This window comes from Paraburkholderia sp. JHI2823, assembly GCF_038900695.1.
GTDB lineage: Bacteria > Pseudomonadota > Gammaproteobacteria > Burkholderiales > Burkholderiaceae > Paraburkholderia > Paraburkholderia mimosarum.
This window is the reverse complement of record NZ_JAYMRY010000078.1, coordinates 1-11,904: the sequence shown is the minus strand read 5'-3', so window position 1 is coordinate 11,904 and position 11,904 is coordinate 1. Positions and strand designations below refer to the sequence as shown.

General features: G+C 57.4%; 8 protein-coding genes and 1 pseudogene. 5 read left to right on the top strand and 4 right to left on the bottom strand.

Annotated elements, in window-relative coordinates; translation table 11 throughout:
- Positions 1 to 112: pseudogene (locus VSR34_RS36625) on the top strand (IS5/IS1182 family transposase); the annotation flags it as partial.
- Positions 113 to 1,072: 960 nt separating this feature from the next.
- On the opposite strand, the gene VSR34_RS36620 reads toward VSR34_RS36625, so the two are convergent.
- Complete coding sequence (locus VSR34_RS36620; RefSeq protein ID WP_342965022.1) at positions 1,073 to 2,479, bottom strand: replication initiation protein; 1,407 nt, start codon at positions 2,477 to 2,479, stop codon at positions 1,073 to 1,075.
- Between the two features lie 680 nt (positions 2,480 to 3,159).
- On the opposite strand from VSR34_RS36620, the gene VSR34_RS36615 reads away from it, so the two are divergent.
- Positions 3,160 to 4,374, top strand: coding sequence for an AAA family ATPase (locus VSR34_RS36615; protein WP_342965021.1), 1,215 nt, complete (start codon positions 3,160 to 3,162; stop codon positions 4,372 to 4,374).
- Positions 4,371 to 5,351: a ParB/RepB/Spo0J family partition protein gene (locus VSR34_RS36610; RefSeq protein ID WP_342965020.1), complete on the top strand. Its 981-nt coding sequence runs from the start codon at positions 4,371 to 4,373 to the stop codon at positions 5,349 to 5,351. The genes VSR34_RS36615 and VSR34_RS36610 overlap by 4 nt, the downstream gene beginning before the upstream one ends.
- A gap of 2,095 nt (positions 5,352 to 7,446) precedes the next feature.
- Here VSR34_RS36610 and VSR34_RS36605 read toward each other — a convergent pair.
- Together VSR34_RS36605 and VSR34_RS36600 are read right to left on the bottom strand one after the other, a co-directional pair.
- The gene (locus tag VSR34_RS36605) at positions 7,447 to 7,764 is read right to left on the bottom strand and encodes a hypothetical protein (protein ID WP_342965019.1); all 318 of its coding nucleotides are present in this window, start codon (positions 7,762 to 7,764) and stop codon (positions 7,447 to 7,449) included.
- Positions 7,761 to 8,003 (bottom strand): VirB8/TrbF family protein, encoded by a 243-nt coding sequence (locus VSR34_RS36600; protein WP_342965023.1) that lies wholly within the window; start codon positions 8,001 to 8,003, stop codon positions 7,761 to 7,763. The genes VSR34_RS36605 and VSR34_RS36600 overlap by 4 nt, the downstream gene beginning before the upstream one ends.
- Here VSR34_RS36600 and VSR34_RS36595 point away from each other — a divergent pair.
- A complete protein-coding gene (locus tag VSR34_RS36595) occupies positions 7,951 to 8,202 on the top strand; it encodes a hypothetical protein (RefSeq protein ID WP_342965018.1) in 252 nt (83 codons plus the stop codon). The genes VSR34_RS36600 and VSR34_RS36595 overlap by 53 nt on opposite strands.
- 746 nt (positions 8,203 to 8,948) lie before the next feature.
- Positions 8,949 to 9,668 (top strand): IS6 family transposase, encoded by a 720-nt coding sequence (locus VSR34_RS36590; protein WP_342965017.1) that lies wholly within the window; start codon positions 8,949 to 8,951, stop codon positions 9,666 to 9,668.
- A gap of 200 nt (positions 9,669 to 9,868) precedes the next feature.
- On the opposite strand, the gene ltrA is transcribed toward VSR34_RS36590, so the two are convergent.
- Positions 9,869 to 11,572: a group II intron reverse transcriptase/maturase gene (gene ltrA, locus VSR34_RS36585; protein ID WP_028215617.1), complete on the bottom strand. Its 1,704-nt coding sequence runs from the start codon at positions 11,570 to 11,572 to the stop codon at positions 9,869 to 9,871.
- Positions 11,573 to 11,904 lie beyond the last annotated feature (332 nt).

The window sequence follows — 11,904 nt, the reverse complement described above, 5'->3', positions numbered from 1 at the left end:
CCTGTTTCGCCGCCTCAAAGGCTTCCGCCGCATCTTTTCGCGGTTCGAAAAACTGGACGTGATGTTCCTCGCCTTTATCAATTTCGCGCTCATCGTTGATGGGCTCAGATAGTGTGAACACGCCCTAACCGGCTCTACGCGCTGGGCGCACTCAAGCCGATCCTCAGTGGCTGCCTTCCGCGTATCGCGCGCTGCCTGGAGAGGCCCCCCGCGGTTCTTGCAATGATCCACCGCACCCGATGCCGCATACAGCCCTCACGCTCCTATCCCAGGCCACCCAAAAAGGCCAAACCCCATTTCCACCTCGCCTACAAACTCGCGTGATGCAATCGGGCTTAAGTTGAGAGCATTGCCGTGCGCCCCCCTGTCATCCGCGGGACGATCGCCGACGCGGTCTCGTTCTGTCATCCGCGTTGGGGTCCGACTATGGAGAGAAACAAGAGAACCATTTGAGGCTCGAACTGGGAGCTCCCTCCGTTGATAGTTGCCTCCACGACTTCGTTTTAGAACGTGTACTCTTGTAGGTGCGGGAATTGCCTCTCCGTCCAGCCGGTCTGAAATAGCCGGTTCCATCCCAACGTTCGCGATGGCCGTGCACAACGTCCGCAAAGATTGAAAAAAGTTTGGAGTCCTAAAGCAGATTGGTAATCCATGATGCAGTGCGACTTCATTGCCGAGGCTTCGTCCAATGCGGCCGGCTTACCCAGAACCTTCGATGGCATGCCAGCTTTTCCGAAGGTTTCGTAATGGCTCTTGCACCCGTTTAAAGAACGCTTCAGCAAATCGGGCAACAACGCCTTTGCGGAACGATTCATGTCCGAATGACGTTCGACGCGAAAATGCGGCAACGGCGTGGCACAAGCAGGCGCGCGCAACAGCTTGGGAGGTCGAATTTCTTTGGGATTCCGTAGCCAACAGGTCAATTCAACAGCGTCACAGTCCCCGCTCACCGAAGACAGCCGAGCCAATTGTACTATTTCAACGCGCGAGTCAATAGGCCGAACAAGACACGGGGTGATGCATCAACAGCTCCAGAACGTGAAGGCGTAACCGGTGATCGGCCGCGCCTCGGTTACTTCGGGCGCCCGTCGATTACCTTCTTCATGCGCGAATAGACGTGTGTGCAAAAAGTCTCGGCGATCTGGCGGTTTGTCGTGAGGATGTTTTCTGTAGTGAGCGACTCACGCGACACGCCAACCCTGGCCATTTGCCGCTGGTGCAGCAGACCCGTCACAAACGTGTGCAGTAATTCTTTTCGGATATGGGCGTCCGCCGCCTCATAGAACTCCCTGCCGGACTCAGCCTCCGAACGGACTTTGGCGGCCGCAATTTCAGCCTGGGCTTTCTCAGCTTCTCGTCGCTGCGACTCCGAGTATTGACGAGCGCGTGCTTCCTCCTGCGAATGCTGGGACTGTTGCGACTGAAATGCAAGCATCTTCTTTTCGGCGCCACCAATGCGGTAGTTCCCTTCGAGCGACTTGAAGAGATAGCCCTTGGGGCTGATGGTGACCTTGCCCTGCGCCAGCCTAGTCTGCGTGTATTCGATGGCCTGCGCTAGGCGTTCATCCGTCCAGGTGTGCCGATTATTTGCAAGGCGCAGAAAGTCCAGTTCATTGAACGCGAAGTCGTTATGAAGCACGAGGTACATTTCATCCGGAATGCCTGCGCGCGCAGCTTCCGCGCCCTGTTTCTTCGTGAACCGGAAGCGCAGTTTCATCTTATCCGCGGACACGCGCGCGGCGTTCGCTTCCCAGCTGACTTCAAAATCCGACTCTTCGTTGAGCTGCTGCACGGCAGGCTCAAGGAAGTGCTTCCGGAACTCCTTGAAAACCCTGCGCGACGCGCCGACCTTCCCTGGCCATTCGAGGACGTCCTCGTACGCGAACCACTCGGTTACACCATGGCCCTCGCATGGAATGAGGCGGTCATAGACCGCGCGCGCTAGCGATAGCGTGAACTTTGCAGCATCGCGCAGGCTGAGCCAATGAGCCTTGTATGGGCTGATGAGATATCGAATCACCCGCCCTGAGAGGAGGATGCAAACCACATTTCGTTCGATGTAACAATCGCCGAGCAGACTTATCGTGCCCCACGAGTCCTTCTCGGTTAGCTCCTCGATTGAGGGGGCTGTCATGATTTCAACGCGGGCCTTCGCGGCAGCACGCATCTGGGTGACAAGATGGCTGTGGTTGCGACTGTCGTAGCGCATCAGCCACTTAAAGTAGTTGATGTCCTCGGAAAACGTGTAGACCTTGTCGTCGATGAGTTCATCAGGCGCCTTCGAAGCAACGATGAAATATGCTGCGTCGAGCACGCGGCGCGCAGCGATACCGAGTCCGCCGACACGGGTGAAGATGTTGTTTCGGAGATATCCGATGTCCCTGTCTGCCTGGTCTATCCGCGCGTCTTTCCCGGACATGTCGTCGTAGATGTCCAGGGCGAGTTGATGCGGCGTGGCGGGAAGCGTCGGCTTTTCCATTCGTTCTTTCGGCTTGATGCCGGCACTCTATCAGCCAAGCAGCGGCTGTCAACACAAAAACCACCCCGGATGTGGGGCGCTCCTTCTCGCACAAAAACCACCCCATACCTTCGAGCTGGCGCCCAAAAACCGCTCAGTGCTCTCACAATTTCCACCCATCCAGACCCAATTTTTGGCCGCTGCTTCACAAAAACCGCCCCTGTTTTCCCAAAAACCGTCTCTATTCAGAGCCTTTTTTCTTGATAGCAAAGGGTTTTCCCATCGCTGTTTGTTGGTTTGATGGTTTATGTTTACGAAAAGCAAACGAACATAGGGCTCGATAACCTGAAAAAGACCGCCCATAGAGAGCCTTGGAGCCGGGGCAACTAGCTGATTTCAATGAATAATTTAGATTGACTAGAGACGGGCACAAAAAGCGTCCCGGGGATGGTTTTTGTGTTGCTACTTTCCCGCTCAATCTCGGGGAAGCGTGAATGCGTCGTCGCGCGCGGTCGATTCCTCCGCCTCCTGCATCCGGTGAGTCGTTCGCAATCTCAACGCGCCCCTCGGATTTCAACGGCAAATCAAGCAACTAGCGCAGAATCTTGATGTGTCGGCTAAAAAATCAAACTCAATACAACCCTGTTTACACATAATGGTGTATTCTGCGCTACATCGTCAAAACCCCGGAGAAGTGCAGAATGGATGCAGTGGCTACCGTCCTCCCTATTGAAAGTCGTCGCACGACCCTGCGCGAGGTTGCAGAGTTCGCCGAAAAACTCGCTCCATTCGCGGACAACCTGCGCGAGCAGATTCTCGCCCCGCGGCCGCGCAAGACTGCTCCCATATTTACTATCAGCGAACTGGCCGACATGTGCAATCTGTCGCGGCAGCAGATTCAGTATCTGGTGACAAAGGCGGACCAAGGGCTTCCGTCGGGCACGCTCAACGGCAGCGGTCGCAGCCGGACATTCACGCTTGCCGAAGTGCGCACGTGGGTAAAGATGGCCTCAGACATCTATCAAACGCGACTTGCCGAACCGGGCAGCAATTTTCGAGGGCGGGTGCTGACGACGGCTCAGCTGAAGGGAGGTTCTGCGAAGACCACCACGACCGTCTGCCTCGGACAGGCCTTGTCGCTGCTCGGGCGCAAAGTGCTCATCATCGACCTCGACCCGCAGGCTTCCGCTTCGGAATTGTGCGGGCTGTATGCAGAGAAGGAAATTAGCGGTGAGGACACCGTCCTTCCTTACATCTATGACCAGTCTATCGAAGGCGGGCTGAGTTCGAAGGTGCAAAGCACCTATTGGGATGGCGTCGACATAATTCCGGGGCACACCTTCCTGTATGGCGCTGAGTTTCTGTTGCCGGCCCGGCAGAAGACGATGAAGGGGTTTCGGTTCTGGTCGGTGCTTCGTGAGGGCCTGGAGCCGCTGCGTTCGCAATACGACTACATCCTGATGGATACCTCGCCGTCGCTTTCGTATATGAACCTCAACGCCTTGCTCGCCGCAGACGCACTCGTTATGCCGATGGTCCCGGAGAACCTAGACTTCATCAGCTCGATGGCTTTCTGGCGTCTATTTTCGGAAGTGGCTGGCGACTTCCTCGCGTACGAGGAAGACAAGGTCTATGAGTTCATCTCCATCCTTCTTTCCAAGGTGGATTACGGCAAGACTTCCTCGGCCCCGGTGGTTCGGCAATGGGCTCAGACAGCTTACGGGAAATGGCTGGACCCCTTCGAAATCCCGGCAAGCTCGGTGATGAGCGGTGGGGCCCTCTCATTCTCCACGGCACTGGATATCACGAATACGCATTCGACCGCTAAGTCGCTTCAGCGGGTGAAGCAACCGTTGATGCAGTACGCGCGTTGGCTTGACGATATGTTCGTTAAGAATTGGAAGGAGGAGGCATGAGCAATATTCGCGAGCAACTGTTGGCCAAGACTGCAGGGCTGGCGTCGCCGGCTGACATGACGCCGGTGAGGAAACAGGCTGATAAGGGTACTCGCAGTCCGCAAACCATGCCGGGACTTACCAGCGCCTTGACCGCTGCACAAATCCGAATCCAGGAACTTGAGGATAAAGGAGTAGGGACCGATTTGCCGGTCAACGGGATTTCGCCGAACCCATGGCAACCGCGCCGCGAATTCAATGAGACGAAGCTGCATGAATTGGCTCGCTCGATTGAAGAGACCGGACTACTGCAATCGGTGCTAGTGCGTCGAGTGGGCGATGACACCTATCAGCTGGTAGCCGGTGAGAGGCGTTGGCGTGCACACAAGCTGCTGAACCGGGAGACCATTAAGAGTGTAGTTATTGACTGCACTGACCAGGATATGGCCGCCCTCGCGCTCGTAGAGAACGTCACGCGGGACGACCTCTCTGATTACGAGATTGCATTGTCGGTCCGCCGCGCGGAGAGTGAATTTCCGAATAAGACCCGTCTTGCCAAGACGATGGGCATTTCCAGAAATGAACTCTACCGATATCTTGCCTTCGATGAGCTTCCTGACTTCGTTAAGCGTGACTTAGACCTGAGGCCGACGCTGTTGCAATCAAATCAAGCGCAGGAGATTGTGAGCGCATTGAAGAAGACCGGCGATGCGGGCCTGAAGGCGCTAACGGAGTTGTGGTCACAGGTAGTCGCGGGTGATCTCCTTGAATCCAAGATCGCCCCCGCGATTCTGGCGGCAGCGACTCGCGGGGTGTCGACGCGCGACGCGGCGGGCCGCAGCATCCTCAAGATATTCTCTGGAAATGTCCAGGCTGGCAGCATCACCAAAGATGTCTCGGGGCTGACCTTCAAGTTCAAGGCCGGTGTGATTTCCGAGGAACAGGAGCGCACGCTCAGAGAGACCGTCGCGAGAATGTTCTCGGTACAGCCGGAGTAGGCTGTACCGCTCGGATAAGAAGCCTCGCCACTCGCGAGGTTTTTTTTCGGCGGCAGTTTCGTTGTAACCGTGCGACTGTTCGGATCCGAACAGTCTGCTCGAAGTACTCTCGTTTCCCGATCGAACCGAAATGGTGCTCGGGGCGGTGGCGGCTCGAACGTCTTGCGACCACTGCGGCGCGCGGGGACTGCGCATCGAACCGCTGTTGCGAGCGCCATCAGTGACTTCGCTGTTCGGATCCGAACACTTCTTGAAGGACGATCCGCCGATCGAGCGCAAAGGTCGATGGCCTCAGGGTAGCCCCGCTAATCGCGCCTGAGAGCCCGTTCGAAACGGCATCAAAGGGTCAGCATATCGGCTTGCGCATCTATTGTTAGTCCAGCGATAGTGCTGTCTACCCAGCTGGGAAAATCTCACGGCTTGCCGCTTCCTGCGCGTCCCGCCGCTTCTAAATTTCATCAGAGGTGGTTGGACACGACACGCACGAAGTTGATGCAATCAGTGGAGAAAGGTCAGGATTTCGCGATTCCTGCCACCTGGTGGACTTAGACGGCCTTCTGTCCGGCAGGCCAGCTCGCACGCTTGCCAATCAGAAGACAACGCTGGCGACCGTTGCTACTTTCTCGATGCTGCGTTTTCGCTCGACTCGTATGTCGGTGGACGTTGTGCTGAGAGACACAGGTGCTCCAGCGCGGTGGACGACGTCAAGCGGCACGTTGCGCGCGATTGCATCCGTGGCACACTTATGGCAAACGGCGTGCGGCGCACCTTGCGCGACCACGCGCTGAACGTGCTTGAACGGGATGCTCTCATTTGCAGGCGAGACGGAGCAGCGTTGGTCATCAGGGCGGGAGGCCGTCGACGCCAAGCTCTTGCCCGGAAGTTTGCGCCCTTGCCTGGATGCTTATCCTTCGCGGTTGTGGCAGGAACGAGGACGGCCGAGAACAGCGCCCCTGTCCGCATGACAGCGCGTCGAAGCCGTGGCCACGTCTGGCCGACGAGCATGCAGGGGGCGAACCGCGCGCTACGGAAAGCATGCCGTCCCTCACTTGTTCCCCTTGCACAAGACGGCCCGCTGCGATTGCGTACCTTCGAACCGATGCGCTCAGCTACCGGGCCGCACTTGGCAACTGCGGAGCTTGCCGCCCGGCTGATGTACCTAACGACAGAGCGGAGCGGCGCGGCGCGCCGGTTTATATTGTGCACGGACGCATCTTGGGCTCCTGGGTAAGAGCGGTAGACCAAGGAGGGGAGGACGTGGCGCGCGGTGTCCGTCGAATATCTGTCTTCCATGGAGAACGTCGCTCCCTGGGGCGCTGGCGCGAGGAAAGGTGATGTCTTGGGCATTGCTGATCCCGTTCGATAAGGGGGGCGAGGAAGTCCGCGAAGCGTTTGCAGCTATCGACATCACCTTAGACATGGCACGCGCGCGACAGTTGCGCACATAGAAACAAGTTATTCCGGTTCCCTCTGATAGAGGCCTTCGTCTTGTCGCGGTCGCGATGAAGGTAGGCGCCGATGGTATGGAGAACATTCTGAACGGCGGTGAAACACAAGCCCCGCAGGTCTGCTCGCTCCTGTCCCAGGTCTTTCGGTGCGGAGCCCGCCCTCCAGGTACACCTTGGTATCCGGCTCATCAAGTATCAGGTTTGACGCGTGGCTTTTCCGGTTCGGGCTTCGTCGGTGCGAGGAGTAGTCATCCGCTCTCGCCATTTCTCGGTGATGCCCATACTCACAGGCGCCCGGTGATTATCGCCGGGAGAAGCGGTTCGGGTCTTGCGGCCGCATACAATCGTTCAATTCAATATGGCCCTATTTATGGTGGCAGCTACGGTTTCGCGCTAGCTGCCATTCAAGAACAAACGAATCGTTGCATGAGTTCGCTTTGCGAGCGGACCACCGTGAAACACCTCGACGAGAGATAGCGTATTCGGCTCAACTCCTTACACAACGGGATGTTTGAAGGAATTTAGGGTCAATGTTTCACGAGAAAATACCTGCTGAGCGATATAGATCGGGGAAACAACTAGAGCCTATCCAGTCCTTCATCTATCCGAATACTGATTGTATTGGATGATACGTAATATGTAGTGCCTTACTTGTCAAATTCGCTTGCGCAACGGCGGCCTACCTTATTGTCAATGCCATTCCTTGCCGGTGCGGTAATGGTGCGGTAGATCTGGTCGCGGCAGTAGCTGAACACGACGATGCGCGCGTCGTTGGGCATCGTGACCGGATCGGTGCCGGAGTTGTACGGGTTCACCGGACTCATCGGGTCGCCCATGATCGAGCCAATGTCGAGGGCAGCTGCGGCGGAAGCGGCCCGCGACGCGCCGAGGGCGGAACCGGAAAGTGCGAGCGCGCCGGCGAGCGCAACCACGAGCGCCAGAGCGCGGGAGGCCTGGATCGTCATACCGTTTTCTGGAGAGTGAAGAACGGGAAGAAGATCCCGAATGGGTTAGTCCCCACGGCTTCGTCCGAGCTGGCCGGCACGATCTGGTAGCGCAGCGTGAGCGCATAGCGTTGCACGACGGGCTTGTCCGAGGCGAACTGCGTGGTGGAGGTGGAAAACTCAACGACGACCGTCGAGTCGTCGAGCATGGAAACACTGCTGACCGTCACCTCGCGCACGAGCTTCGGGTTGGTGGGGATCGACTGGAACGGCGTGTCCTGGTGCAGCCACTCCCCGAACTGGTTCCCTTGTCATCTGAGTCCTGACGGCATTGATGTTGTGCGCGAGGCGCGAGCCCTCGATCGCAAAAGCGATTGCCGCGTCGGCGCTGTCGTGACCGTCAGACGCCTGGAAAAGATCGATCTACCGGCGTTCACTACAGTGGGCGCCCCATCATGAAAAACGGCCAGCAGGTCCTCTGGGACAAGTGGCTCTCGTCGGGCAGCGACAGTCGTACTGGCTGTGGTCGTATGGAAACACTCTTTTTTGCCTTGAGAGTTCAGCTCGACGACCCGACCAAATAACCTGGGAAATTCCAGTCGACTGAACGCGATGTGTCCACAGAACACATGGTCACCTCGGAGTTCGTCGATTTGCCGGCCCGACCGTGCGCCGTTGCCCGGCTTTACCTCAGGTGCCAATATCGACGCATACCTGCCGGGCCGATTCGTGCGGCGGTACTGTCTCCGCGGCGACCTGTGGGGAGGGCCAATACGAAGTCGCGTGCGTCACGATCCGACCGGGGAGGTGGTTAATGACGATCTACGATCAAGTGCAGCATCGAGACTGATCCGTATTGGCGAGCAACCACTGTTCGTCTGATCCACAGGCTGGCCGGCACCTGCTGCCGGCAGAGGATTCGGCGTGACACCGGTTCTTTCGATAGCGGTCCGTGTAGCTCGATGGAGGCGGTATTGGCCGAGGAATGCGCACGAGGCTATGCAGAACACTGCCTGTACGTTTAGTTCTGGCTAATTGCGATTCCGACGCAGATGCGGCATTCCAGGTCCAGATTCAGGCCAGCGATACGGTGATCGAGGTCTGCCCGAATGCTCGGTTGTCAAAGCGCTCGCCGGGGGCTCTGGTGCAAATAGGGCCGGCGAATGGGTTAGAGTTGTCGGAAGAAGACGAACCGAGGAGCCACGATGAGCAAGCTGAAGAGTCCGGAGAAGTTGTTCGGCGGACGCCATTTTGATCGGGAGATCATCATCCTGTGCGTTCGCTGGTACCTGCGCTACAAGCTCAGCGTTCGCGATCTGGTAGAGATGATGGCCGAACGGGGATTGTCGCTGGCTCACACGACGATTCTGCGCAGGGTGAGGCGTTATACACCCGAGTTCGTCAAACGCTGGAACCGCTTTGCTACACCTGCGGGTCGCTCGTGGCGTGTCGATGAGACTTACCTGAAGATTCGCGGCAGGTGGGTCTACCTGTACCGGGCAGTGGATCGGGCTGGCCAGACGGTGGACTTCATGCTCAGAGCCCGACGCGATGTGGCTGCGGCCAAAGCTTTTTTCAGCAAGGCCATCAAGCGTCAGGGCCAGCCGCCGGAGACCATCACGCTCGACGGCTATGCCGCCTCGCACCGCGCGGTGCGCGAAATGAAGGCCGATGGTCTGCTGCCTGAAGACACGAAGGTCCGGTCCTCAAAATATCTGAACAACGTGATCGAGCAAGACCATCGCCACATCAAGTCCAGAACGAACGTGATGCTTGGGTTCAAACGATTCGGGAGCGCAGCGACCACGATTTCAGGAATCGAGTTGACGCATTGTATTCGCAAGGGGCAGTTCGATCTCGCGAAGCTCGGCCTCAAGGAGGCCGCTGCGCCCGCCGTATGGAATGCGGTTCTGTTCGATCAATAAGCTATCCTACCTACATGAGCTTTCTCAACCCGTCTACCTTGCACCAGAACCCCGGAAACGCACTTCCCGCAGATGGGCCTGGTCGGCTGCAATTGATGTGGCGATGTCTTCCGGTTCGGTCGGGTAAGGGCACGACGTTGCCGTCGCGTCCTCCCCTAAGAACGGTACGTGCGACTTTCGCCGCATACCGCTCAAGCCTTTCAAAGCCCCATTGATGGAGCCGGTTTCGCTACTGGGAGTCGGAGAGCTCGCGCCATCTGGTGACATTCAGGATGCAACATCACGAGATTGCCCGGCGTGTCCTTTCCGCCTTCGACTTTCCGAACCATGTGGTAGAGACGCCAGCCACTGGATTTCGTAATCATCTGCTGACAGACCGGACACGCGCGAGCCTGATCGAGCCACAACCGGATCAACTGCTTTCGACCCTTTAACGAGTCCACCATCGCGAGGCCCAATCGCTCCTCGAAATAGCTTTCCCACTTCGGGTCAAATGGATTGGCGTCCATCTTTATTTTCCGGTGTCGCCTGATCGGCGTGCCTGCAATGTCATAGAGCAGCAGGAGTTCCTTCTCTCCCGAACCGGGCGTTTTGCCAGTCTCCGTGCCAAACACCCAGTGCCGGAAACCGACGGATCGGAAGTACTTCCGTCGAACCCAGCCTGCGCTTTTGTTCGGATGACGACGCCGCGCCCAGCGCCACAGACATTGCCAAACCGCGTGACTAACTTCAGCAAAGATGCGCTTCGATACAACATGCCGGTGATAGTTCGCCCATCCTCGAAGCAATGGATTGAGCTTGCGTATCAACTCGTCGTGTCGCAGCGTCGCGCTGGCCTTCACGATTTCCCGCAGCTTACGCAGAAAGCGCTGAACGTTTGCTTTGGCTGGCTTGATCAACAGCTTGCTGCCATACTTGCGCACGTTCATGCCGAGGAAATCGAACCCATCGTCGATATGCGTGATCCGGGTCTTTTCTGGTGATAGCAATAAGCCGCGCTCGACCAGAAACTGCTCGACCATTGGGCGAACTTCGTCCACCAGCACGTCTTGCGTTGCACCGGTAATGATGAAGTCATCTGCATAACGAACGATATTGACTTTTGACAGATTGTGATTGCCGCGGCGGTACTTTGCGCGCAGCAGTGCCTCCAGCCCGTCAAGCGTCATGTTCATCAACGTGGGCGAGATAATACCGCCTTGTGGCGTACCCGCTTCCGTTGCGTGAAAGACCCGGTTATGAAGGTAGCCAACCTTCAACCATCCTCGCAGAATCGCTTTATCCGTAGGAATATGGGCGATCAGCCAGTCATGCGAGATTTCGTCAAAGCAGCTTCGGATATCGGCCTCAAGAATCCACGGTGCAGAATCGGCTCCGTTCAACACCCGGAAGCATTGTTCGATTGCGTCGGCCGTTGATCGGGCCGACCTGAAACCATAGGAGTTCAAGTCCGCCGTACTTTCTGCAACCGGCTCCAGAGCGAGCAGATACAGCGCCTGCTGAGCCCGGTCGATCATGCACGGGATTCCAAGAGGCCGCATCTTCTTCCCGTCGGCCTTGGGGATGTATATCCGCCTCAGCGGACGCGGCCGATAGCCGCGCCGTTTGAGCGACAGCACTGCTTTGAGCCTGGACTTCGGGGAGGACCATGTAATGCCGTCCACTCCCGGCGTCCGTCTGCCCTGATTCTCAGTCACTCGTCTGACGGCGAGTGCCTTGCCGCTGAACGAGTGGGTTAGCAGCCATTGCAAGGCTTTCACCTTGCCCCAGCGGCCTTCCTGCGTTGCCTTCACGATACGCGCCTGGAGCCTTCGGACCTCGCGATAACACCCGGCCCAGTCGATGCTGTGCCAGTGCGTCGCTCGATCGGAGGACGCACCAGTGCCTTGCTGCTGCACCGTCATCTGCTTCTCCTCCTTTGAAGGTTGATCAAACTCTCTCGTGACGAAAGACCAAACGGAAGTGGGCCTGCTTTCGCATGCGGTGATGTTGCAACCGCTATGCTGCCCATTACAGGCAGCCGTTCGCTTTCTCCGTCATCCTCTACCCGCACCGCCAACAGCCTTCCTTACGGTTGGCCTGCCCAGACAGCATGGGCGGCGATACGGGCTGATATGATTTTCCGTGTCAAGCGGCTCAGTGGTTTTCGGTTTTCGCATAGGGTACGTCCAGTTTCCTGAGGGCGGCGCAGCAGTAACATCGACGGTGTATCACGCTGATATGCGCGGGTTGGATA